Below are 23,962 nucleotides of genomic sequence, written 5' to 3' on the forward strand. Positions count from 1 at the left end.
CCCAGCCGAACCTCGGACGAAAGCCCCCTTCATGAGCCTGCACGGTCTGCTCGACGTCGTCGTCAAGGACGCCGCCCTCGCGGAAGCGGTCAAGGCCGCCGGTGGCGGCAACCGGATGCATGTCGACCTGGTCGGACCGCCCGCCGCGCGCCCCTTCGCCGTGGCCGCGCTGGCCCGGGAGGCCGGGCGCCCGGTGCTGGCCGTGACCGCGACCGGCCGGGAGGCCGAGGATCTCGCCGCCGCCCTCAGGTCGCTGCTGCCGCCGGACGGGGTCGTGGAGTACCCGGCCTGGGAGACCCTCCCGCACGAGCGCCTCTCGCCGCGCAGCGACACCGTCGGCCGCCGCCTCGCCGTGCTGCGCCGCCTCGCCCACCCCACCACCGACGACCCGGAGACCGGCCCGGTCTCGGTCGTCGTGGCGCCCGTACGTTCCGTACTCCAGCCGCAGGTCAAGGGGCTCGGCGACCTGGAACCGGTGGCGCTGCGGACCGGTCGTACGGCCGATCTCAACACTGTTGTCGAGGCGCTGGCCGCCGCCGCGTACTCGCGCGTCGAGCTGGTCGAGAAGCGGGGCGAGTTCGCCGTACGCGGTGGCATCCTCGACGTCTTCCCGCCCACTGAGGAGCACCCCCTCCGGGTGGAGTTCTGGGGCGACGACATCGAGGAGATCCGGTACTTCAAGGTCGCCGACCAGCGGTCCCTGGAGGTTGCCGAGCATGGGTTGTGGGCGCCGCCTTGTCGTGAGCTGCTGCTCACCGACCAGGTGCGGGAGCGGGCCGCCACCCTCGCCGAGGCTCACCCCGAGCTCGGCGAGCTGCTCGGCAAGATCGCCGAGGGGATCGCGGTCGAGGGCATGGAGTCCCTCGCCCCGGTTCTCGTCGACGACATGGAACTGCTGCTCGACGTCCTGCCCAAGGGCTCCATGGCCGTCGTGTGCGACCCGGAGCGGGTGCGGACGCGCGCCGCGGACCTTGTGGCGACCTCGCAGGAGTTCCTCCAGGCCTCCTGGGCGGCCACCGCGGGCGGCGGCGAGGCGCCGATCGACGTCGGCGCGGCTTCCCTCTGGTCCATCGCGGACGTACGGGACCGGGCGCGCGAGCTGGACATGATGTGGTGGTCCGTCTCGCCCTTCGCGGCCGACGAGGAGCTGGACGCGGACACCCTCAAGCTGGGCATGCACGCGCCCGAGACCTACCGCGGCGACACCGCGAAGGCCCTCGCCGACACCAAGGGCTGGCTCGCGGACGGCTGGCGCACGGTGTACGTCACCGAGGCGCACGGCCCGGCGGCCCGTACGGTCGAGGTGCTCGGCGGGGAGGGCATCGCGGCCCGCCTGGAGGCGGACCTGACCTCCCTGACGCCTTCCGTCGTGCACGTGGCGTGCGGCTCGATCGACTTCGGGTTCGTGGATACGGCTCTCAAGCTCGCCGTGCTGACCGAGACCGACCTCTCCGGGCAGAAGGCCGCGGGCAAGGACGGCGCCCGGATGCCCGCCCGGCGCCGCAAGACCATCGACCCGCTGACCCTCGAAACCGGCGACTACATCGTGCACGAACAGCACGGTGTGGGCCGGTACATCGAGATGGTCCAGCGGACCGTGCAGGGCGCAACTCGTGAGTATCTGGTGGTGGAGTACGCGCCCGCCAAGCGCGGCCAGCCCGGCGACCGGCTCTACATCCCCACCGACCAGCTCGAACAGATCACCAAGTACGTCGGTGGCGAAGCCCCCACCCTGCACCGGCTCGGCGGCGCCGACTGGACGAAGACCAAGGCGCGCGCCAAGAAGGCCGTCAAGGAGATCGCCGCCGACCTCATCAAGCTGTACAGCGCGCGGATGGCGGCCCCCGGGCACGCGTTCGGGCCGGACACGCCCTGGCAGCGCGAGCTGGAGGACGCCTTCCCGTACGCCGAGACGCCCGACCAGCTGACCACGATCGCCGAGGTCAAGGACGACATGGAGAAGACGGTCCCGATGGACCGCCTGATCTGCGGCGACGTCGGCTACGGCAAGACGGAGATCGCGGTCCGGGCCGCGTTCAAGGCGGTCCAGGACGGCAAGCAGGTGGCTGTACTCGTCCCCACAACTCTCCTTGTGCAGCAGCACTTTGGGACCTTCGGCGAGCGGTACTCCCAATTCCCGGTCAATGTGCGGGCGTTGAGCCGCTTCCAGACGGACACCGAGGCGAAGGCCACCCTGGAGGGCTTGCGGGAGGGCTCGGTCGATGTCGTCATCGGTACGCACCGACTCTTCTCCTCCGAGACCAAGTTCAAGGATCTCGGGCTCGTCATCGTCGACGAGGAACAGCGGTTCGGCGTCGAGCACAAGGAGCAGCTGAAGAAGCTGCGCGCGAATGTCGATGTGCTGACCATGTCCGCCACCCCCATCCCCAGGACCCTGGAGATGGCGGTCACCGGCATCCGCGAGATGTCGACGATCACCACCCCGCCCGAGGAGCGCCACCCGGTCCTGACCTTCGTCGGGCCGTACGAGGAGAAGCAGATCGGTGCCGCGATCCGCCGTGAACTCCTGCGCGAGGGCCAGGTGTTCTACATCCACAACCGCGTCGAGTCCATCGACCGGGCGGCGGCGCGGTTGAGGGAGATCGTCCCCGAGGCGCGGATCGCGACCGCCCACGGCCAGATGTCCGAGCAGGCGCTGGAGCAGGTCGTCGTCGACTTCTGGGAGAAGCGGTACGACGTCCTCGTGTCGACGACGATCGTCGAGTCCGGCATCGACATCTCCAACGCCAACACGCTCATCGTGGAGCGCGGCGACAACTTCGGTCTGTCCCAACTCCACCAGCTGCGCGGCCGAGTCGGTCGTGGCCGCGAGCGCGGTTACGCCTACTTCCTCTACCCGCCGGAGAAGCCCCTGACCGAGACCGCGCACGAGCGGCTCGCGACCATCGCCCAGCACACCGAGATGGGCGCCGGCATGTACGTCGCCATGAAGGACCTGGAGATCCGCGGCGCCGGAAACCTCCTCGGCGGCGAACAGTCCGGGCACATCGCGGGCGTCGGCTTCGACCTCTACGTACGGATGGTCGGCGAGGCCGTCGCGGACTACCGGGCCTCCCTGGAGGGCGCGGTGGAGGAGGAAGCGCCGCTGGAGGTCAAGATCGAGCTGCCGGTCGACGCCCACGTCCCGCACGACTACGCCCCCGGCGAGCGACTGCGCCTGGCCGCCTACCGTGCCATCGCCGCCGCGAACACCGAGGCCGACATCAAGGCCGTACGGGAGGAACTCGTCGACCGCTACGGCAAGTTGCCCGAGCCGGTCGAGAACCTGCTGCTCGTGGCCGGGCTGCGGATGCTCGCGCGGGCCTGCGGGGTCGGCGAGATCGTGCTCCAGGGCACCAACATCCGCTTCGCACCGGTGGAGTTGAGGGAGTCGCAGGAGCTGCGGCTGAAGCGGCTGTATCCCGGGACGGTCATCAAGCCGGCCGCGCACCAGATCCTCGTACCGCGCCCCAAGACCGCGAAGGTCGGCGGAAAGCCGTTGGTCGGGCGGGAGTTGCTGGGGTGGACCGGGGAGTTCCTGGCTTCGATCCTGGGGTCCTAGTACTCGTACGGAACATGTCCTGGTACTCGTACGGAACATACGGAGAAGCCGTCCGCGGCAGGTTGGCATCCGCGGACGGCTTCCGTCAGGGCTGGTCGGGCCTGTTGGGATCGCGGTCGCGGTCCATGCCCATCGCGCCCTCGACCCTCTGCTGAGCGTCGTCGACCTGGCTCGTGTACTTGTTGCCGGTCTTCTCGTTGATCTGTTTTTCCGCAGTGTCGGAGGCGTTCTGTCCCGCCTTGCCGCGCATCTGCTCCTTGATCTTGTCGATGATGCCCATCCAGAGCTCCTTCCGGAGGTGAGTCAGCAACGACGATACGCCCGGTATGCGCACTACGCCCCTTGAGTGCCGGTGGGCGCCCCTGTGGTGCGGAAACCCCGGCCGCTAGCCTGGCGACCAGGAAAAACAGGTCGAACAGTCGCACATGGGAATTCCGTACACGGGGAGCAGGGGAGGGACGCAGCGTGATGCGTGTGAGGGGTGGGGGCGTCGCCGCCGTCGTACTCGTGGTGGGGTTCGCGGTCGGCGGGTGCGACGGTACGACCCTGGGGTCCGCCGGGCCCGAGGAGAGCGCGAGTGGTGCGGCCGGCGGGGGCGGTGGCGGCGGGGGTGCGGCGCTCGCCGCCGTCGACTCGCTGACCGTGAAGGGGCGGGCGCCGAAGACGGGGTACGCCCGGGACCGGTTCGGGAGTGCGTGGGCGGACACCGACTCCAACAAGTGCGACACCCGCGACGACATCCTCATACGGGATCTCGCCGACGTGAAGTTCCGCAGCGGCGACGACTGCAAGGTGGCCTCGGGGGAACTGGAGCCGGACCCGTACAGCGGCAAGGACGTGAAGTTCACGCGGGGCCGCAGCGAGGTGGACATCGACCACATCGTCGCCCTCTCGGACGCCTGGCAGAAGGGCGCCAAGTACTGGGACGCCAGCAAGCGCATAGCTCTGGCCAACGACCCGCTCAACCTGCGTGCCGTCGACGCGAGCACCAACCGCAGCAAGGGGGACGGTGACACGGCGACCTGGTTGCCGCCGAACAAGGCGTACCGCTGCACGTATGTCGCCAACCAGGTCGCCGTGAAGAAGAAGTACGAGCTGTGGGTGACGGAGGCGGAGAAGGCGGCGATGAAGAAGGTGCTGTCGGGGTGTGACGGGCAGAAGCTGCCGACGGGGGGTAATCCGACGGAGGCGCCCGCGCGGTTCCATGCGAGCTGAAGGTGTTGCCGGTGGGGTGGTGAACCGGCGTTGGTGTGGGCGTCGGCTGGGGGCTGCCGCCCCCAGGCCCCCGCTGTCGGCCTGAACGGCCTCGTCCTCAAACTCCCCCAGAGGGGGACCCCCAACGGGCTGGATGGTGCCGACCGGGGCTGGACAGTGCCGCCAGGGGCTGGGGCGCAGCCTGCAATCCCGTTACCGTGACGCCCATGGAGCTGAAGGTCTCGTCCCTCGCCGAACGCCCCGAGATGTATCGCCAGGTTGTTGAAATGCCCGACACCTGGCCGGAGTTCATGCAGCACGACTTCACGGGCAACGCCCACTACGACCGGATCGCCACCGAACTCCCCGAGTACGTCCTGTTCGCCGAGGACGAGCGGGGCGAGGTCGTCGCCCACGCCTACGCCGTGCCCTTCGCACTCGCCGCCGACGGGCGGGGCGAACTGCCCGCCCGTGGCTGGGACCAGGTGCTGGTCTGGGCGTTCCAGGACCTGCGCGCCGGGACCCGTCCCGACACGGTGAGCGCGATCTCGATCGTCGTCTCCCCGCACACACAGGGCACGGGACTGTCCGGACGTATGCTCGCGGCGATGCGGGACAACGCCGCCGCACACGGCTTCCGCGAGGTCGTCGCCCCGGTCCGGCCCAGCGCCAAGCACCTGGAGCCACGGACCCCGATCGCCGAATACGCGCACCGGGTCCGCGCGGACGGACTGCCCCACGACCCGTGGCTGCGCGTGCACGCCCGAGCCGGCGCCACGATTGTCGCCATGGCACCGGCGTCGATGTGCATCGCGGCCTCACTGGAGGAGTGGCGCGCCTGGACCGGGCTGCCCTTCGACCGCGAGGGCGAGGTGGAGGTGCCCGGGGCGCTGGCACCGGTGCGGTGCGACCTCGAACACGGGTACGGGGTCTACGTAGAGCCCAATGTGTGGATGCGGCACCAGCTGTGACTGATGGGGGCCGCTATCCGCCCAGCGCGTCCAGGTCGAGGATCTCGCCAGTGGGCTTCTTGGCCGCGACCGGCTTGTCGTACTCGCTGAAGGCGATGGTCCCCGGGTCCTTTGCCGACTTGCTTTCGAGCCGGAGGATGTAGGGCTTGCCCTTCGTGGCGACGTACAGCGTGTAACTGTCCTTGCCGTCCTTCTCGTTGACGACGAGGGCCGGCGTACCGTCCACGGTGGTCGTGGCGCCGCGCGTCACCCCGGCGCCGGGCCCGGAACCGGCGTCCTTGAAGTCGGCGAGCACGCTGTCCAGGTCACAGAAGCCCGCGATGTCCTTGGCGTCGGCGCCGGTCGCGGCCATCTTGGTCCACTTCCCGGCGAGCATGGCCACGACCCCGTCGGTCTCCTCCTTCGACGAGCCGTCGCTCTGCGCCCGCAGGAACTTCTCGTCGTACTTCATGTAGAGGGTCGTGCCCGTCTTCACGACGTCGGCCTTGCCCTCCCCGTTCATGCTCATCGTCCCGGCGCACTCGCCCCGCTTGTCGAGCGCCATGTCGATCCGGATCGTGCCGCCGCTCTCGTCGTCCGGCACGTCACCCTTCATACGGAGCGACGAGGCACCCGAGGTCGCCGCCAGAGCGCGCTCGGCTATCTCGCCGCCGGTCAGCCCGGCGAACGGGCCCTTCGGTTCGGCGGCCGTCGTCTTGTCCGCTGTCTTGTCGGCCGCCTTGTCCTCACCGGGCAGACAGCCGGCGACTCCGGCGACGGTGACGGCGGTGAGACAGAGGGCGGCGAGTGTGGTTCGGCGCATGGCAGTTCCTTCGAGGTTTCCTGGTGAGGGACGAGCTGAGCTGAGAGGTGAGGAGCTGAGCTGAGAAATGCGGGCGGCGGTGGCGCGGTCCCCGGCGCTGCGCCACCGCCGCCCGGCTGGGGAGGGGGAGGAGAGGGGAGAAGGGGGAGGGAGAGGGCCGAGAAAGGGAACGGAACAGGGAACGGGACGTCAGCCCGTCTTCACCCAGTCCTTGCAGCCCGTCGTCTTGAAGTAGCCGTCGGAGGCGCTGATCGTCGCGACGGCGGTGCCGTTGACGTTGTTGTTCGCGACGATCGAGTCGATCGAGTGCGAGGCGTCCTTCGACCGCTCCCAGTAGCAGAGGTCGTCCGCGTTGCCCGTGGACTTGTACGTCCCCGGCGCGATGTCCGAGCCCACCCTGAACATGCCGCCGTTGCCGGCCATCTTCGCCGCGGGCGTGCCCTTCGCCTTCAGGTCGACGGCTTCCCAGTCCTTGCAGCCGCTGGACTTGAAGAGCTTGTCGGTCGCCAGGATCGTCACGTAGCTGGTGCCGCTGACGTTGTCGTTGGCGAGCAGCGAGTCGATCTCGCCGGAGGCGTCCTTGGCACGCTCCCAGTAGCACATGTCGTCGGTGTTCCCGCTGGTCCGATAGGTACCGGGCTTGACATCACTGCCGACCTGGAAGTCCCCGTCCCCCTCGATGGCGACCACCTTGTCGGCGACCTCCGCGCTGTCGGCGTCGCCCGAGCCGTCCGCGGAGTCCGCGCTCGACCCGCCGCCCCCGGGCTTCTTCCCCGCCGATGCCGACGACCCCTTGTCCCCGCTGCCCCCGGAACCCCCGTCCCCGTCGCCCCCGGACGTCGCCGACGCGACCCCGATGACGACGATCCCCACGACGGCCCCCAGCGCGACCTTGCCCTTCATACCCATGACAGTCCCCTCCCCGTTACGACGTGACCGCCTCCTTGTGGCGGCCCGCTCGTTCGCTGGGTCAATAAGACCAGAGCGTGTGAACCGAGTCAACACGATTCACGCGATGCCTTGTGTACACGCCCGTGAATGGGTAGATCTTGCGTACGCCGCTATGCTCGGCGTCACACGTGAAACGAGGGCTGCACGACCAGGGCTGTGTACGGGTGACCAGAGCCGTACGCGGGTACGCCGGGGCTGTGCGCGGAACGAGGGGAGCGCGGCGCGTGCAGGACAACGCCACGGAAGTGACCGCCGCCGGCATCGCACGGCTCGCGGGCGTCGGCCGCGCCGCCGTCAGCAACTGGCGCCGCCGTCACGCCGACTTCCCCAAGCCGGTCGGCGGTACCGAGACCAGCCCCGCCTTCGCCCTCGCCGAGGTCGAGTCCTGGCTCCGCCGCCAGGGAAAACTCGCCGAAGTGCCCCTCCGTGAACGCGTCTGGCAACAACTCGTCGGCCACCCCGAGGGCCCGGCCACCGCCCTCGTCCACGCGGGCTGCGTACTGCTGCTCATCCACGACCGCCCGACCGTCTGGTTGGAGCTGGGCGCGGTCTCCGACGAACGGCTCGCCGCCCGCCTGCCCGGGACGCTGGAGCAGGTGATCGTCCCGCGCTTCGGCGTCGCCGGGAAGCGCGGTGTTCACAGTCGGGGTGCGGGGCGGGGGGTTCACACGCCGTCCGTCGCACAAGGGGTTCACAGTCCGACTGATGTTCGGGGTGTTCACACCTCGCCAGCCGCGTCCGGAGTTCACAGCGCCCGCGCCGAGTCCGGCGTTCACAGCACGCCCGCAGCATCCGCCGCATCCGCAACGCCCGCCGACCCCGGCGTACACAACGCCCCCGCCCCACCCCACGTACACAGCTCGGCCCCCGTACACACGACCCCCGCCGCCCCCGCCGTTCACACCCCCACCGGCCCCGAACTCCTCCCCTCCGTCCCCCTCCTCCGCGGTGTCGCCGAGCTCGCCGCAGAGATGGGGGCGCGGCAGGCGTACGAGTTCCTGGCGGGGCGGCATCTTGATGCCAATCCGCGGCAGTACACGCTCACGCCGGCCGAGTTGGCCCGGCTCATGGGGGATCTCGCCGGGGCGGCGCGTACCGTGCTCGATCCGGCCTGTGGGACCGGGGCGTTGCTGCGGGCCGTTCCCGTGCCGGGCGCGCGGGAGGCCGAACGGGAGGATGCCGAGCGGGAGTTGTACGGGCAGGACAGTGCCCCCGAGCTGGCCGCGCTCACCGCGCTCCGGCTCGCGCTCCAGGGGCGGAACGTGGTCGTGCGTACGGCTGTCGGGGACACGCTCAGGGCCGACGCCTACCCCGGGCTCAGGGCCGATGTCGTGCTCTGCCATCCGCCGTTCAACGAGCGGAACTGGGGGCACGACGAACTCGCGTACGACGCCCGCTGGGAGTACGGCTTCCCCGCGCGCAACGAGTCCGAGCTGGCCTGGGTGCAGCACGCGCTCGCCCGGCTCAGGGACGGCGGCACCGCTGTACTGCTGATGCCGCCGGCCGCGGCCTCCCGGCGTTCGGGGCGCCGTATCCGCGCCGATCTGCTGCGGCGCGGGGCCCTGCGCGCGGTGATCGCGCTGCCGGTCGGCGCGGCACCCCCGTACAACATCCCGTTGCACCTGTGGGTGCTGCGGCGGCCCGACAAGGCGCCCGCGCAGCCCGAGGTGCTGCTCGCCGACACCGGGAGCGTCGCCGATCTCACCGGGCAGTCCGGGCGCGGTGGGCTCGACTGGGAGGCCGTTCGCACCGCCGTCCTCGATGCCTGGCGGCCCTTCGAGCGGGCCGGTACGGCGGTCGAGCAGCCGGGGGTGTCGCGTTCCGTGCCCGTCATCGAACTCCTCGACGACGACGTCGACCTGGCCCCCGCCCGCCATCTCCCGCCGGCCGCCGCGGGCGACGGCGAGCACCTGGGCGACGTACGGGAACGCCTCGGCGAGACCCTCCGGCTGACCGCCGATCTCACCCCGCCCGCACCCACCGGACCCGCCGAGGGGCAGGCCGGGCGCTGGCCGCTCATCACCATCGGCGACCTCGCGCGCGGGGGCGCCCTGGTGATGCGTACGGGCGGAAACGGCGGCCACGCGCGCGTGCCCGTGCTCACCGACCACGATGTCCTCGCCGGAACCGCCCCCTCCGGGACGCTGCCCGAGAGCGACGAGGAGGCCGTGCTCGTCGAGGCCGGCGATGTCGTCGTCCCGGTGCTCGGCGGCGGGTCCGTCGCGCGCGTGGTCGACGACGCGACCGCGGGGGCCGTTCTCGGCCGCAGCCTCGTCCTCCTGCGGCCCGATCCGGCCGCCCTCGACCCGTGGTTCCTCGCCGGGTTCCTGCGCGGCACCGCCAACAACCGGCAGGCCAGCAGCTACGCGTCCACGGCGACGCGGCTCGATGTGCGCCGACTACAGCTGCCCCGGCTGACGCTGGACGAACAGCGGCGCTACGGGGCGCGGTTCAGGGCGCTCGCCGAGTTCGAGGAGGCCCTGCGGCACGCGGGCCGGCTCGGCGGACAGCTCGTGCGGGGCATGTACGACGGGCTGACCGACGGGACCGTCGCGCCCGACTGACGGTCCGATGACGTCCGACGGCTCACGTGCCGCGATCAGCGGCACAAGGGTCACGACAACGGTTCGGTACAACCCGGACCCGTTGTCGGTGTCGGCCTATACGCTCGGACTCCGACATCCGACCTGTCACTTGTACCTGTCGCTCGTATCCTCGTACGTCCGTCCCCGTCGGCATCACCCGGTCCAGGAGCAGTCATGTACGGCCCCGGCGCGCCGCCGCCCATCCGCAGCGAGAACACCGTCATCACCCTGCGCGTGCTCTTCACCGCGGCCGGCTTGCTCACGTGCGGCTTCCTCTCGTGCGTGCCCCTGTTCCGGGTCGCCATGCTGCGCGGCCGGTGGTTCAACTGGACGGCGGCCTGGGTGAGTCTGCCGCTGTCCATCGTGTGCTTCGCGGTGGTCGGCACGCTGAAGGAGAGCGACACCAGGGGCGACATCGCGCTCGCCACCGTCATGATCCTGGGCGCCCTGAGCAGCGTGTACTTCCTGGTCATGGACATTCGGACGGTGGACAGCCAACGGCAGCAGTACGCCGGTTACGCGCCCGCCCCGGCCCCGAACGTGCCCTCCGGGTACGGCTACCCGCCCCCGCACATGTCGCCGTACGCGGCCATGCCGACCGGGCCGCAGCATCCCCCTGTGCCCGCCATGCCCCACACACCGATACCCCAGCCCCAGGCTCCGGCGCCCCAGCCGCCCGTCTCCCACGGCCCCGGCCCCGTTCCGCCGCCCCCGGCGCAGCGCCCCGCGCCCGCCCGTATCGACCAGGTGCGCGCCGAACTCGACGAGCTGAGCGACTACCTGCGCAAGCACGACGGCAACGGCCACGGCAATGGCAGCCACGAGGGCGGACGGTGAGCGTGGGGACGGGACGCGTCATCGCCGACCGGTACGAACTGTCCACGCTCATCGGGCAGGGCGGCATGGGCCAGGTGTGGACGGCGTACGACCAGCGCCTCGACCGCCGCGTCGCGGTCAAGCTGCTGCGGCCGGACAAGGTCGCGGGCCAGGAGGCCGACGAGCTGCGCCGCCGCTTCGTGCGCGAGTGCCGGGTGACCGCGCAGGTCGACCACCCCGGGCTCGTCACCGTGCACGACGCGGGCAGCGAGGGCGAGGAGCTGTTCCTCGTCATGCAGTACGTCGACGGCGCCGACCTCTCCGACCACCTCGCCGAACACGACCCGTACCCCTGGCAGTGGGCGGTAGCGGTGGCCGCGCAACTGTGCGCCGTACTGAGCGCCGTGCACGCCGTGCCGATCGTCCACCGCGACCTCAAGCCGCGCAACGTGATGGTGAAGCAGGACGGCACGGTCACCGTCCTCGACCTGGGCGTCGCCTCGGTCATGGACACCGACACGACCCGCCTCACCCACACCGGCTCACCCATCGGCTCGCCCGCCTACATGGCCCCCGAGCAGGCGATGGGCGGCGCGGTCGGCCCGTACACGGACCTGTACGCACTCGGCGTACTCCTCCACGAACTCCTCAGCGGGGACGTGCCGTTCTCCGGTTCGACGGCCCTCGGGGTGCTCCACCGGCACCTGTACGAGCCGCCGCTGCCCGTGCGCCGCCTCAGACCCGAGGTACCGGAAGCCCTGGAGGCGCTCGTCCTGCGCCTGCTCGCCAAGGACCCGCAGCACCGGCCCGCCTCCGCGCAGGAGGTGTACGAGCACCTGGCGCTGCTCCTCCCGGAGCGCGGGATGCCCACCGGAGCGCCCCTCGACCCCACACGCCCCTTCCTGCGCCCGCACGCCCCCTGGCCGGACCGCGCCCGCACCCCCGCACCGCAGCCGACGGCCGCCCCGGTGACGGAGCGGCCCGATGTCGCCGGAGCCGTCGACGAGGTCAAACGCCTTCTCGGCGAGGGCCGGATCACCCAGGCCGTCGACATCCTCGGCTCGATCCTGCCCGCCGCCGCCGACCAGCACGGCGAGCACTCCCCGGTCGTCCGCACCCTCCGCAAGCAGTACGCGGCCACCCTCATGGACGACGGCCAGTACCGGCGCGCGCTGCCCGAACTGCGCCGCCTCGCCGACGAACGCGCCACCGAGGCCGGCCAGGCCGACCCCCAGTCACTGCGCTTCCGCTACGAGGCCGCCCAGTGCCTCGAACAGCTCGGCGAACCGGCGGCGGCCCTCGCCGAGTACCGCGCCCTGCTGCCGTACTACGAGAACCAGTACGTCGCCGGCGACCCCGAACTCTCCCTCGACGTCCGCCGCCGCATCGGCCACCTCCTCCTCGCCCTCGGCGACCGCACCGCCGCCCGCGACACCCTCGCCCGCCTCCTCCACGACGTGGACCGCCTGCGCGGCCCCGGGCATCCACTGGCGGCGGAGATCCGGCGGACCCTGGAGTGGCTGGGGCAGGTGCGCGGCTAGCCGAACCGGCTGACCACACCTGCCAGTGGCCGGATTTTGCCGTGCCGTGAGGGAAACTTGTGGGCCTCTGGGGCCGGTGTTTCCCGAACAGGGGAACGCCGCCGGTTACGTTGCGACCTGCTTTCGTGTCACAGAACCAGGGGTGGGGTACGTCATGGCCAGCCAGCGCCAGTCGCCGGGTCACCGGCAGTCCAAGAAGCGCAGACATCTCACCTGGGCGGTGGCCGGCGCGGCCGTCGTCGCCGGGGCCGGACTCGCCGCGCAGACCTCGATGGCCGCCACCACCTGGCCCGCCCAGCGCACCTACACCGGCCGTGCGTTCGACACCTGCGCCGCACCCTCCCTCGCCGCGATGAGGGCCTGGCGCACCAACAACTTCTACGGCGCCGCCGCCGTCTACATCGGCGGCAGGAACCGCGGCTGCGCCCAGCCCAACCTCACCGCGTCCTGGGTGAAGTCGGTCAGCGCCCAGGGCTGGAAACTCATCCCCCTGTACGTCGGCGCCCAGCCGTCCTGCCAGACCGGCTCCAGCCCCGAGAAGCTCACCGCCGCCACGGCCGCCTCCCTCGGCGCGCACGACGCGGCGGACGCGGTGACCAAGGCCTCGGCGCTCGGCATGAAGGCCGGCAGTCCGGTCTACCTCGACATGGAGTCGTACGACATCACGAACAAGGCGTGCAACGACGCCGTACTGACGTACGTACGCGCCTTCGACAAGGCGCTGCACGCCAAGACGTACCGCACCGGCTTCTACGGCTTCCGCAGCTCCAGCGCGAAGGCGATCGCCCAGGCCACCGACCGCACGGACCTGCCGGGCAACATGTGGTACGCGCTGTGGGACCAGCAGAACACCACCACCGCGGACTGGCCCTTCGGCGCCACGCAGTGGACCGACCACAGCCGCGCCCACCAGTACCTGGTCAACTGCAAGGAGACGCGCGGCGGTTACACGATCACCGTGGACCGCGACGCGTGGGACGCGCCGGTGGCGATCACCGGCTGAGACGGGCAAAGCTTCCATGGGGAGCGCGGCGGTGCCCGAAGTCCTGGTGAATCGTTGGTCGAATGGCTTGGCCGGAGCCCGGCCACTGCCTACCATCGATCACCGCAAGACTTTGTGCACCGTCGCACAAGCGCTCCTCGGGAGGCCTCCTTGCACCGCCGTCGTCGCACCGCGCTCATCCTCTCCGCCGCGATCGTCGCGGCGGCACCCCTCCTCACCGCCTGTGGAAACGACGCGCATCCCGGCGCGGCGGCCGTCGTCGGCGGGCAGCGGATCACGGTCTCGCAGCTGGAGAGCAGGGTGAACGAGGTACGCGCTGCACAGCGGGCGGCCACCCCGGACCAGGCCCAGTACGCGCAGACCGTCGCCAGAACCGGCAGCCTCACCCGGGACACCCTGCACACCATGGTCCTCGACCGTGTCCTGAACCAGGCCGCGAAGAACGCGGGCGTGACCGTGACCCGCAAGGACGTCCAGAGCCTGCGTGCCGCTCTGGAGCAGCAGGCGGGCGGCGCGAAGGAGCTGGAGACGGCCTGGCTCCAGCAGTACGGCGTCGCTCCGGCCCACCTCGACGACAGCCTGCACACCGAGATCACGGCCCAGAAACTGGCCGCGGTGCTCGGCGCCGACATGAACACGACGGACGGCCAGGCCACCTTCTGGAAGGCGATGTCCGAGGCCTCCAAGACCCTCGACGTCGACCTCAACCCGCGCTACGGCACCTGGGACGTCCAGAAGAGCAGCCGCGTCGACGCGAAGACGCCGTGGGTACGGGAGATCACGGCGGCGAAGGCGGCGCAGGGAACGGCGTAACGGTTATTCGTATAGGTGTACGGGTGTGCTGACGCCGGTGTGGGCGTGCGCACCCCCGGCCTGTGGATAACTCTGGGGCTGTCGGTGGCGTGAGTTACGTTCGGGTGGTGAACGCAACCAGCGGCTTCGAGACCGCTCCGGAGACGGGGACCGACCCCGGTCGTGTCGTCCTGCTCACCACCAGCCACCGGGTCGCGCCCGGCCTGCTGTCCTGGCCCGCCTGGCAGACGGCGCACGCGGCCGACCGGGTGCTGTGCGCGGACGGCGGACATCCGCAGCTGCCGTACCTCCGGGAAGCCGGCATATCGGTCGAGGAGGCCTCCCCGACCGCCGAAGCGCTGATCGACGCCTGCGCGGGCGGCCGGACGGTCGTGGTCGTGACGACGGGCGAGGGCGACCAGGCCCTCACGGACGGCCTGGCACGCCTCGCGGGCTCCGGCCGCGTCCGAATGCCCGACCTGGAACTTCTCCCCGCCTCCTACGACCTCCCCGGCGCCCGCCTCCTCGACCTCGTCCAGGTCATGGACCGCATCCGCCTGGAATGCCCCTGGTCGTCCCGCCAGACCCACAAGGGCCTCGCGAAGTACGCCATCGAGGAGGCGTACGAACTCGTCGAGGCGATCGAGGAGGGCGACCGGGACGAGCTGCGCGAGGAACTGGGGGACGTGCTGCTCCAGGTCGTCTTCCACGCGCGTATCGCGGAGGAGGGGAGCGAAGAGGACGGGACCGGGACCGCCCCCTTCTCGATCGACGACGTCGCGGCGGGCATCGTCACCAAGCTGATCCACCGCCACCCGCACGTCTTCGGCGACGAGACGGCGACGACACCGGAGGAGGTGAAGGAGCACTGGCTGCGCACCAAGGCGGTCGAGAAGAGCCGGGAGTCGGTGACGGACGGCGTGCCCATAGGCCAGCCGGGCCTCGCCCTGGCCGCGAAGCTGGCGTCGCGGGTACGGACGGCGGGACTCGACGTCCCGCTGCCGGTGGGCGAGGGCATCGGATACGAGCTGCTGGAGCTGGCGGTACGGGCGGAGGGAGAGGGCGTGGATCCGGAGGCGGCGTTGCGGGTTGCTGCTCGGGCTTATCGGGATGCGGTGCGGGTGAAGGAGGGGGTGGTGGGGTCCTGATCGCGCTGACGGTTTCTCAGTACCGTTGACCCACGGTGGTGTTGAGGCGTGGGGGCGTGCGTGGAACGGTCGATGGACGAGCTGGCGGTCGAAGGTGCCAGGACGCTGGTCGATGGGCTCAAGTCGGCGGAGTGGAAGCGGGTACGGGACCGGTTCGCGGAGTGGTTCGTGCTTCGTGGGCAGGACGAGTGGGCCCATGAACTCCGGAGTCTGCAAGGGCCATTGAGGCCTTACGCGTGGCCTGGGAATCTGGAGTGGCGTTTTCGACTGAGCGAGGGCCTCGCCGACGCGTGGGACTTGGACGGCTCCGACGAACTAGCCTCCCTCATCAGGGAGTTCGACGTGCCGGCCCGCCCCGAGGAACCGACCCCCGCTCCGGCTCCCGCCGCGCCGGGCGACCGCTTCGACTTCCAGGGGATCACAGTCAACGGGCAGTTCGTCGGCGTGCAGCACGTCCAGCAGGAGCCGGCTGCCGCCCGGCCCGGGTCGGTGGACTGGCCGTCGGCGGAGGACATGGCGCCGCTGGCGTACGGGGTGCGGCCGACGCGCCGGGGCAAGGGCCTGCCTCAACTGCCGCCGTACGTCGAGCGGGACGCCGACTCGGAGGTCAACTCGGCGGTGGAGACGGCCGCTTCGGAGGGCGGGCTCGTCGTCGTACAGGGGGAGGCGTACGTCGGCAAGTCGCGTACGGCGCTCGCGGCGATGGCTCATGTGCTCCCCGGCGTACGGGTGTTCGCGCCCGCCCGGCACGAGAACCTGCGTGGGCTCCCCGCCCTGTTGAGAGGCATGCCGGGCGAACGCTGCGCGCTGTGGCTCGACGACCTCGACGGTCACCTCGGAGCCGACGGCCTGGAGCCGAGGTTGCTGGCGCAGCTGGCGGCACAGGGAGTGCCGGTGATCGCGACGATGAGAGAGGACACGTACGACAAGTTCCGCAGGCTGTCCCGGGGGCGGGTGCTGGACCTGGCGCAGATCGTGGAGCTGCCTCGGGACTGGAGTCACGAGGAGCGGAAGCGGGCGGGGGAGACGGAGGACCCTCGACTGACGGATGCCGCCCGCCGGTGCGGGGTCGAGGGCGTGGCTGCCTATGTCGCCGTTGGTCCGATGCTGTGGGAGGAGTGGCAGCGGGCCCGGCGGGCGGACCGGCATCCGCGCGGGTACGCCCTGGTCCGGGCGGCGGTCGATCTGGCCCGGTGCGGACTGCGGGGCCCGTTGCCGCAGGATCTGTTGGTGAGGGTCCACGAGGCGTACGAGGCCGTGGCCGGTCTGGAACGGGAGTCCGTGGACGACGCCCTGGCCTGGGCGGCGGAGAAACGGGACGGCGTGCTGCGGATGCTGAGGAGAAGCGGCGCGAGCATGTGGGAGGCGTCTCCTTACCTGGTGGACGCCGCGTCCCAGGACGACACGTTCCAGGCGGTGGACTTGAGGGTGTGGACGATCGCCCTGGGTATGGCCCGGGCGGACTCGGCGTACGACGTCGAGGTGGTCGAGGCGGGGGCACGGGGGGCGTTTCGGGCAGCCGCTGAGGCGGGGGACGGCCGGGCCATGTTCGAACTGGGGGAGCTCGAGGAGGACTTGGGGGAGAAGGGAGAGGCTGAGAAATGGTTCCGGCGGGCAGCGGAGATCGGGCACGTGGAGGCTGCGGGGCGATTGGGGAGGCTGCTTGCTGAGCGTGGCGAGCAGAAGGAGGCAGTGCCGTTCTTGGAGGTTGCCGCAGGGGGCGGTGCTTCGTGGGCCGCGCTTGAGCTTGGGCAGATCCACAGTAACCGTACTGAGCATTGGCTGCGGGAAGCAGCCGAGGCGGGTGACATGGAAGCTGCGCACCGTCTCGGGGAACTGCACATGGGCAAGGCGGGAGGTGAGTCCGAAGCCATGCGGTGGTGCCTGAAGGCAAACGAGGCCGGTGTCACGTCGGCGGCGGTTTCGATCGGGAGGCTTCACCAGAGTGAGGGAGACCTGCTGGAAGCCGAGAAGTGGTATCGGCAGGCCTCCGACGCAGGAGACCCACAGGGGATGCGCTACCTGGGACTTCTGCTGCGGAGGAGGGGCGGAGACAGCGAGGCGGAGGGTACGGCACTGCTCCGTAAGGCCGCCAGGGCCGGTAGGCCGAGGCGTGGAGCAGTGCACCGAGAAGCTGAGGGGTAGGTCGCGTGCGTATGTGGAACCTGCGCACATCCGATACCGGATCGTGAGTCAGGTCGGTTTCGCTCTGGGCCTGACGGCTGTCCCAGATCCTGCACGGCCTGGCCCGCCCGCGCCCAACGGGCTGTGAGATGTCCCGCCCAACCTCCGTGCGCCGCCATCGGTTGCGGGCGGGCATGAAGCCCCGTTCACTCCGGATCCGACTCCCGGCGGTGAGCGGGGCTTCGACATGACCTTGCTCGCCAGACATCGGCAGACAGCCGGCTGTCGAAGAACCTTGACCCAAGCACGGCAGTCAGAAGAACGTGCGTATGCCAAGGGCCAGGTGGGTATCCCGGGAGCGCAGGGCTAAGTTGATGACCATCTGTTCAACATCGATCCGTCGGACCACACCAGGCCGCGCAGGCGCGCATCGAAGGCTTTCACTTCGCGCCGTGCGGCCGAGTTCGTGCCCTGAGTTCCGGAACCGACCGACGACCTCATCGAACTCGCGAGCTGTGATCTCAAGTGCATCCCACGCGAGGGCTTGGACAACCCCCTGATACACACCTGTCAGGCGGCCGTGAACTCGACAGGGAGGTTCCGTAGTCCGCGCATGATCAGGCCGCCCCGCCAGCGCAGGTCTGCGGGGTCGGCGGCCAGTTGCAGGTCGGGCAGACGCCGCAACAAGGTGGCCAGTGCGGTGCGGCCTTCGAGGCGGGCGAGTGGGGCGCCGATGCAGTAGTGGATGCCATGTCCATAGCCGAGGTGCTGGTTGTCCCGGCGGGAGAGGTCGAGTGCGTCCGGCTCGTCGAAGCGGGCGGGATCACGGTCAGCAGCGGCGAGGACCACGAGCACGGGGTCACCGGAGGCAATGCGTTGTCCGCCGATTTCGAGCGGCTCGGTCGCGTAGCGCCAGGTGGCCAGTTCGACAGGGCCGTCGTATCGGAGGAGTTCTTCGATGCCGGTGTCGAGCAGCTCTTGTTCGCCATGCTGGATCGACTTCTGTAGTTGGGCCCGCTGCTTTGGGTTGCGAAGCAGCGCATACGTGCCGTTGCCGATCAAGTTGATAACGGTTTCAAAACCGGCGAACAATAGTACGAAACACATGGCCGCGGCTTCGTTCTCGGTGAGGTGCTCGCCGTGATCGGATGCCCGGATGAGCCCGGAGATCAGGTCTTCGCCGGGGCCGGGGGTGTCCGGGAGCGCCTCCCGTTTGCGGTGGATCAGCTCGGCGAGATAGCCGCGCATCTTCTTCACGGACCGTGCGACACCGCCCCTCGGCCCGCCCTGGTGCCGGATCATCATCCCCGCCCAGTCCCGGAAGTCGTCCTGGTCCTCGCTGGGGACGCCGAGCAGGTCGCAGATGGCGTAGATGGGGAGGGGGAAGGCGAACTCGTGGATGAGGTCGGCGCTTCCGGTCCGCGCGAACTGGTCGATGAGGTGGTCGGTCAGCTCTTGGACCCGAGGCGCGAATTCGGCCACGCGGCGGGGTGTGAACGCCTTGGAGACGAGCCGACGGAGTCGCGTGTGGTCAGGCGGGTCGATGTTGAGCAGATGGGTCATGAGGTTGGCGCTGCGCTCTCCGGGGATGCCCGTCTTGCTCTTGCCCTGGGCGTCTTCGGAGTGGTGCACGGGATTCTTGGAGAGCCGCTGATCGGCGAGCGCCTGCTTGGCGTCCGTATACCGGGTGACCAGCCAGGCCTCCACCCCGCTGGGGAGCGTGGTGCGGTGCACGGGCGAATGTTCGCGGAGCCACGCGTAGGCGGGGTAGGGGTCGGCGGCGAACTCCCAGGTGAAGAGTTCGGGTTCGATATGTGGGGCGTTCACGCGATGACGGTACCGGGAGCCGTGTTGCGTGGTTGCGGGCGCCGAACCGTTCTATGCAATTCCCCTTCAACTGCACAGAGACGCAGGTAAAGTTCCCCAAAACGGCACCGGCCCCCGAGCGCTTGCAGCAGCGCAAAGGAGCCGGAACCTTCCCGGCGGTGCGCTAACACCCTGGGGACGGAACAGTCTCGGAGGACTGAACATGGCCATTGTGGCACGCCCATGCCCTGCCACCCCGGCGTCCGTGGTTGTCGCCAAGTACGCACGCGTTTCCACCCTCGGTCAGCTCGACGGCTTCGGGCTCGAAGACCAGGACAAGGTCTCCAACGGATGGCTCGACCGACATCCTGAAGTCGCCCTCTACGGCTCCTACGTGGACGAAGCTGTGTCCGGGGCCCTGGAAAGCCGCCCCGGGATGGACCGTCTCGTCGCTGACGCGTACCAACAGCGCTTCAACCGCATCCTCGTCCCCAAGGTCGACCGCATCGGGCGTACAGCCCGAGCCGCCTACCAGTGGGCGTGGAACATGGCTGACATCGGTATCCACTTCATCTCGGTCACCGAAGGTATCGACACCAGTACCGAAACGGGCTGGCAGCAGTTCATGCGGTACGTCACCTTCTCCGAGATGGACTGGCGACGCATCAAGGAGCGGACCGTCGCAGGCCGAGAGCTGAAGATCAGCTACGGCGGTTGGCCCGGTGGCTCGGCCCCCTACGGCTACAGGATCGAGAAGGACACCAAGGAAGTTGACGGACGCCGCAAACGCTTGTCGGTCCTTGTTACCGACGCCCATGAGTCGATGGTCCTTGCCGTCGCCGCGGAACTTATCGTCGATCAGGGCATGAACCTCACCGAGGCTTGCGAGGAACTGACCAACCGCAAGCTCTTCGCCCGCAGCGGCGTCGCCTGGAGCGTCGGCAACCTCCGCAACCGCCTCCACGGCGAAACCATTCACGACGGTTACGTGGTCTACCGAAAGACCGACCGCGGCAACGGGAAGAACGCCACCCTCCGCTGCGCCGACGGTACCCCCGTCCACGGTGAACAGGTCAGAATCGGCGTCCCGCCCATCTTCTCCGAGGAGCGGGCCGCACAGCTCATGGCTGCTCTCAAGGAGCTCGGCTTCCGGAACGGGCGCCGCGGCAATAGCGTCTACCCGCTCACCGGGCGGATTCACGGTACGTGCGGCGAGGTGTACACGGGAGCCGGTAGGGGCGCTGAACGGTCGTATCGCTGCAAGGGAGGTCTCAAGGACTCCTCGTGCCGCGAGCCCGCCTTCGAGGCCGACGACATTGAGGGCGCCGTCTGGAAGGAGCTGGCCAGGCTCCTCGAAGCCGAAGGGCATCCACGGAACCTGGCCGCCGAACGGGCGGGGAGCCTCCCCGGAGACAAGGAGAAGTACGAGAAGCGCGTCGCCGAGTTCACGGCCAGAATCGCCGAACAGGAGCACCTGATCGAGGTGCGCATTCCCGAGTACGTACGCGCCGGCGTCGACCCGGCGATGCTCAAGGCCTCCATCACGGCACTTGAGAGCGAACTGGCGGAATTTCGGGAACAGCACAGGTTCGCCCAGCAGTGGCTGGAGGCGTACAGCGGGCACGAACGCCGGGCGCGCGATCTCGCCGACATCGCGACCAGTACCAAGGAGCGGCTGGAGAACCTGACGCTGGAAGAGCGCAGGAAAGTCTTCGACATGTTCGACGTGAAGGTCGTCCTCGGCGATGCGACCGTCCTCGGCAAGCCCGGCGGGAGGTGCGCCGTCAGCGAGTGGCACTGGACGACCGGCACGAAGGTGCCGCCGGACCCCGACGACGCGGAGTGGGAGAAGGTGCTGGAGGTGCTGCGGCCGTGCTTCACCAAGCGGCACTTCACGAGCAAGTACGACATCCGTCTCCAGTTCGAGGGGATGCTCCACAGGCTTCGGCATGGCCTCTCCTGGGGTGACATGCCCCTTACTTGGGGCCCTGTCGACCCGATTCGTGAGCGTCAGCTCTCCTGGTGGCAGAAGGGTGCGTGGCCGGAGGTCATGAAGACTCTTGACGCCGACGTCACTGGAGTCAGTGCATACAAGCGGCCGACCCTGCCACAGCTCACGGTGACCGGTCAGTTCCGGGCTGGGCTGCTCGGCGAGATCTGGAGTGCGATTGCCGGAGACAAGGGGAGTCGGCGGTAGTCAAACCGGTGCCGGGTTCGCACCGACTCATGCGTGCGCTCTGCGACCCGGCACCCTCCTCACCCGCCTCCCCGACCTCCAACTGGCCGTCGACCCGAGCGAGTTGCGATGGCGGGGCGGGCTCATCATGCGTGGACTGCGCACCCTGCCCGTCGAGTTCACGCCGGTTCGCGAATCGGGGCATACCACGCCAGTGGTGCCGTAGAAGATCACGGGAAGGTGACACTCCCTCAACAATGTGATCTTCACGTGATCTGCGCGGCATTAACTTGTGACAAGTGATCGTCTGTCGATACGTTCGAGCACTAGTGCGACGCACTGGCGGCGTTCGTCGGCATCCGTCGCACCGACCCCCGCTGTCTCGCGAAAGGCACCCGCATGCTCTCCGGGAACGGACGTCACCGTCGCCCCCGTCAGGCCCCGGCTCTGCTTGTCGCGGCCGGCGTGACCGGCTCCGCCCTAGCCATTCCGCTGCTCGCCGCGAGCGGCGCGAGTGCGGCCAGCGGCACCACTTGGGACAGGGTCGCGGAGTGTGAGAGCGGCGGCGCCTGGAGTGCCAACACCGGTAACGGGTTCTTCGGCGGGCTCCAGCTGACCCAGGCGGACTGGGAGGCGTACGGCGGTCTCACGTACGCCCCGAGCGCCGATCAGGCCAGCCGTTCGCAGCAGATCGCCGTCGCCGAGGGCGTGCTCGCCGATCAGGGTGCCGGGGTCTGGGAGGCCTGCGCGCTGCTGTCGGGGCTCGGCAAGGACGCCACTGCGGCCAATGTCGACACCGGTGTGGCGGCGGAGGAGGAGGGCGGCGCGTCTTCCGCCACGCCCACACCCACACCCACGCCTACACCCGCGCCCACCTCCACCCCGGGCTCTTCCGCCTCGGCACCCAAGTCCACTTCGGCGTCCGCTTCGCCCGCGCCCGAATCCACGTCCTCGTCCTCGCCCTCCGTCAAGGCGGCGACCGGCTCGACCGGCTCGACCGGCTCGACCGGCTCGACCCCCTCCTCCTCGTCGAGTGGCAGCACCTCACAAGAAGGTGACAGCTCATCCACCGCTGTGACAAAGGGTAAGGAAAGGGGCAACTCCGGGCAGAGTGTTGAGAGCTCGTACACCGTCCGTCCCGGCGACACCTTGTGCGGCATCGCGGACTCCCTTGGCGTCGAGGGTGGATGGTCCGAGCTGTACGCCGAGAACCAGGATCTCCTCGGTGCTGACCCGAATCACATCCTCCCCGGTCAGACCCTCGAAGTCGGTGCCTAACCGGGGCAAAACCAGCCGGAGTTCGCGTCCCGCTTCGCGCTGAATGTCCGTTATAAATGCAGTGAGAGATAGGTCTCAGAAGCCCTGATCGTCTTTGTATTTCAGAGGATCACCTGTTTACGGTCGTGACCGCTCGCCACAGCGGGCCCCGTCTGTCGCAACGCCGAATCCTGCCAGCGGCCTACGGGAACAGTCGTCGCTATCAAGCGCCGTAGGCAGGAGCGGGGGACCCAAGGTAAGTGCCGCACCGGGCAGTTGACCGGAGCGGCTTGGGGTTAAGCCGTACGCCGCCCGAAAGGGGCGTACGGCCGGGCAACTCAACCGGCCCGAACCCGACAGCTCACCTCGCAGGCGTCGGTGAGGGGATCTCGCATGCTGTTTTCCGGCAAGGGCAAGCACCGTCGTCCGTCCAAGGCCACCCGCGTCGTCGCCATCGCCGGTGTGACCGGTGCCGCCGTCGCCGCTCCGCTCCTGGCGGCCGGCTCGGCCTCCGCCGCCACCTCCGCCGAGTGGGACACCGTCGCCCAGTGCGAGTCCGGCGGCAACTGGTCCATCAACACCGGCAACGGCTACTACGGCGGCCTTCAGTTCTCCGCCTCGACCTGGGCCGCGTACGGCGGCACGGCGTACGCCTCCACTGCCGACCAGGCCTCAAAGTCCCAGCAGATCACCATCGCCGAGAAGGTCCTCGCGGGCCAGGGCAAGGGTGCCTGGCCGGTCTGCGGCACGGGCCTGTCCAGCGCCGCCTACGACGGCGGCAGCAGCAGCTCGGACAGCGGCACCAGCACCAGCACCGGTACGAGCGAGACCACCACCCGCTCCAGCGACGACCAGGCGGCCTCCCGTTCGCAGGAGCGGCCCGCCGCGAAGAAGACCGTCACCACCCCGACCGGCAAGAAGGTCGAGAAGGGCGACGGCGAGTACAAGGTCGTCAAGGGCGACACCCTCAGCGCGATAGCCGAGGCGCACGACGTCAAGGGCGGCTGGGCGAAGCTCTTCCAGCTGAACAAGGACATCATCGACGACGCCGACTTCATCTACCCGGGCCAGCAGCTGCACCTCAGCTGACCCCGGTCACCTGCCCGCCGGCACATCCCCCAAATAACAGTCGGCTCGAAGGTGAACCACAGCGCCCTCACATCCGTGCCCTCCATAGTGAAGGCCTCGTGAGGGTCACCCCCGTCCCCCACGGGCTCCCCGCTCCGGTGCGTGT

At 69.6% G+C, this 23,962-nt stretch carries 17 protein-coding genes, 1 pseudogene and 1 riboswitch; of the genes and pseudogenes, 14 read left to right on the plus strand and 4 right to left on the minus strand.

Going from position 1 to position 23,962, the window contains the following annotated elements; translation table 11 throughout:
• Window positions 1-31: 31 nt before the first annotated feature.
• The gene (gene mfd, locus OG787_RS29045) at window positions 32-3,562 is read left to right on the plus strand and encodes a transcription-repair coupling factor (protein WP_405537027.1); all 3,531 of its coding nucleotides are present in this window, start codon (window positions 32-34) and stop codon (window positions 3,560-3,562) included.
• A gap of 85 nt (window positions 3,563-3,647) precedes the next feature.
• On the opposite strand, the gene OG787_RS29050 is transcribed toward mfd, so the two are convergent.
• Entirely contained in the window at window positions 3,648-3,842 is a 195-nt protein-coding gene (locus tag OG787_RS29050; RefSeq protein WP_369036898.1) for an Rv0909 family putative TA system antitoxin, read from the minus strand.
• Between the two features lie 188 nt (window positions 3,843-4,030).
• On the opposite strand from OG787_RS29050, the gene OG787_RS29055 reads away from it, so the two are divergent.
• Both OG787_RS29055 and OG787_RS29060 read left to right on the plus strand, forming a co-directional pair.
• A complete protein-coding gene (locus OG787_RS29055; protein ID WP_405540615.1) occupies window positions 4,031-4,777 on the plus strand; it encodes an HNH endonuclease family protein in 747 nt (248 codons plus the stop codon).
• Window positions 4,778-4,983: 206 nt separating this feature from the next.
• Complete coding sequence (locus tag OG787_RS29060) at window positions 4,984-5,727, plus strand: N-acetyltransferase (protein WP_369036899.1); 744 nt, start codon at window positions 4,984-4,986, stop codon at window positions 5,725-5,727.
• A gap of 13 nt (window positions 5,728-5,740) precedes the next feature.
• On the opposite strand, the gene OG787_RS29065 is transcribed toward OG787_RS29060, so the two are convergent.
• Both OG787_RS29065 and OG787_RS29070 read right to left on the minus strand, forming a co-directional pair.
• Entirely contained in the window at window positions 5,741-6,529 is a 789-nt protein-coding gene (locus OG787_RS29065) for a hypothetical protein (protein WP_405537029.1), read from the minus strand.
• Window positions 6,530-6,718: 189 nt separating this feature from the next.
• Complete coding sequence (locus tag OG787_RS29070) at window positions 6,719-7,438, minus strand: hypothetical protein (protein WP_405537030.1); 720 nt, start codon at window positions 7,436-7,438, stop codon at window positions 6,719-6,721.
• Between the two features lie 266 nt (window positions 7,439-7,704).
• Here OG787_RS29070 and OG787_RS29075 point away from each other — a divergent pair, with 266 nt between their 5' ends.
• From OG787_RS29075 to OG787_RS29105, 7 genes are all read left to right on the plus strand, one after another.
• Window positions 7,705-10,044 (plus strand): N-6 DNA methylase, encoded by a 2,340-nt coding sequence (locus OG787_RS29075; RefSeq protein WP_405537032.1) that lies wholly within the window; start codon window positions 7,705-7,707, stop codon window positions 10,042-10,044.
• A gap of 195 nt (window positions 10,045-10,239) precedes the next feature.
• Window positions 10,240-10,902, plus strand: coding sequence for a hypothetical protein (locus OG787_RS29080; RefSeq protein ID WP_405537034.1), 663 nt, complete (start codon window positions 10,240-10,242; stop codon window positions 10,900-10,902).
• A 38-nt stretch (window positions 10,903-10,940) separates the two neighbouring features.
• Window positions 10,941-12,422: a protein kinase domain-containing protein gene (locus OG787_RS29085; RefSeq protein WP_405540617.1), complete on the plus strand. Its 1,482-nt coding sequence runs from the start codon at window positions 10,941-10,943 to the stop codon at window positions 12,420-12,422.
• A 154-nt stretch (window positions 12,423-12,576) separates the two neighbouring features.
• Window positions 12,577-13,425: a glycoside hydrolase domain-containing protein gene (locus OG787_RS29090; protein WP_405537036.1), complete on the plus strand. Its 849-nt coding sequence runs from the start codon at window positions 12,577-12,579 to the stop codon at window positions 13,423-13,425.
• 150 nt (window positions 13,426-13,575) lie between these two features.
• Window positions 13,576-14,238 carry a SurA N-terminal domain-containing protein gene (locus OG787_RS29095; RefSeq protein WP_369036905.1) on the plus strand — a complete coding sequence of 221 codons (663 nt, stop codon included), beginning with the start codon at window positions 13,576-13,578 and terminating at the stop codon, window positions 14,236-14,238.
• 107 nt (window positions 14,239-14,345) lie between these two features.
• Window positions 14,346-15,365 (plus strand): nucleoside triphosphate pyrophosphohydrolase, encoded by a 1,020-nt coding sequence (locus tag OG787_RS29100; protein WP_369036906.1) that lies wholly within the window; start codon window positions 14,346-14,348, stop codon window positions 15,363-15,365.
• Window positions 15,366-15,437: 72 nt separating this feature from the next.
• Window positions 15,438-17,510 carry a tetratricopeptide repeat protein gene (locus OG787_RS29105; protein WP_405537037.1) on the plus strand — a complete coding sequence of 691 codons (2,073 nt, stop codon included), beginning with the start codon at window positions 15,438-15,440 and terminating at the stop codon, window positions 17,508-17,510.
• A 549-nt stretch (window positions 17,511-18,059) separates the two neighbouring features.
• Here OG787_RS29105 and OG787_RS29110 read toward each other — a convergent pair.
• Window positions 18,060-19,316, minus strand: a complete 1,257-nt coding sequence (locus OG787_RS29110) for a cytochrome P450 (RefSeq protein ID WP_369036908.1) — start codon at window positions 19,314-19,316, stop codon at window positions 18,060-18,062.
• Window positions 19,317-19,344: 28 nt separating this feature from the next.
• Here OG787_RS29110 and OG787_RS29115 point away from each other — a divergent pair, with 28 nt between their 5' ends.
• From OG787_RS29115 to OG787_RS29130, 4 genes and pseudogenes are all read left to right on the plus strand, one after another.
• Window positions 19,345-21,492 carry a recombinase family protein gene (locus OG787_RS29115; RefSeq protein ID WP_405537038.1) on the plus strand — a complete coding sequence of 716 codons (2,148 nt, stop codon included), beginning with the start codon at window positions 19,345-19,347 and terminating at the stop codon, window positions 21,490-21,492.
• A gap of 52 nt (window positions 21,493-21,544) precedes the next feature.
• Window positions 21,545-21,697, plus strand: a pseudogene (locus OG787_RS29120) (cytochrome P450); the annotation flags it as partial.
• Window positions 21,698-21,936: 239 nt separating this feature from the next.
• Entirely contained in the window at window positions 21,937-22,749 is an 813-nt protein-coding gene (locus tag OG787_RS29125) for a transglycosylase family protein (protein ID WP_405537040.1), read from the plus strand.
• 151 nt (window positions 22,750-22,900) lie between these two features.
• A riboswitch (cyclic di-AMP (ydaO/yuaA leader) is annotated at window positions 22,901-23,118 on the plus strand.
• 3 nt (window positions 23,119-23,121) lie between these two features.
• Window positions 23,122-23,817 (plus strand): transglycosylase family protein, encoded by a 696-nt coding sequence (locus OG787_RS29130; protein ID WP_369036911.1) that lies wholly within the window; start codon window positions 23,122-23,124, stop codon window positions 23,815-23,817.
• Window positions 23,818-23,962: the final 145 nt, after the last annotated feature.

It is taken from the genome of Streptomyces sp. NBC_00075 (assembly GCF_045041225.1).
Taxonomy (GTDB): Bacteria; Actinomycetota; Actinomycetes; order Streptomycetales; family Streptomycetaceae; genus Streptomyces; species Streptomyces adonidis.

Bases quoted from the DNA above. Each gene is read 5' to 3' on its own strand.
- mfd (WP_405537027.1), top strand. From the start codon at position 32: ATGAGCCTGCACGGTCTGCTCGACGTCGTCGTCAAGGACGCCGCCCTC.
- OG787_RS29050 (WP_369036898.1), bottom strand. From the start codon at position 3,842: ATGGGCATCATCGACAAGATCAAGGAGCAGATGCGCGGCAAGGCGGGA.
- OG787_RS29055 (WP_405540615.1), top strand. From the start codon at position 4,031: ATGCGTGTGAGGGGTGGGGGCGTCGCCGCCGTCGTACTCGTGGTGGGG.
- OG787_RS29060 (WP_369036899.1), top strand. From the start codon at position 4,984: ATGGAGCTGAAGGTCTCGTCCCTCGCCGAACGCCCCGAGATGTATCGC.
- OG787_RS29065 (WP_405537029.1), bottom strand. From the start codon at position 6,529: ATGCGCCGAACCACACTCGCCGCCCTCTGTCTCACCGCCGTCACCGTC.
- OG787_RS29070 (WP_405537030.1), bottom strand. From the start codon at position 7,438: ATGGGTATGAAGGGCAAGGTCGCGCTGGGGGCCGTCGTGGGGATCGTC.
- OG787_RS29080 (WP_405537034.1), top strand. From the start codon at position 10,240: ATGTACGGCCCCGGCGCGCCGCCGCCCATCCGCAGCGAGAACACCGTC.
- OG787_RS29090 (WP_405537036.1), top strand. From the start codon at position 12,577: ATGGCCAGCCAGCGCCAGTCGCCGGGTCACCGGCAGTCCAAGAAGCGC.
- OG787_RS29105 (WP_405537037.1), top strand. From the start codon at position 15,438: ATGGACGAGCTGGCGGTCGAAGGTGCCAGGACGCTGGTCGATGGGCTC.
- OG787_RS29130 (WP_369036911.1), top strand. From the start codon at position 23,122: ATGCTGTTTTCCGGCAAGGGCAAGCACCGTCGTCCGTCCAAGGCCACC.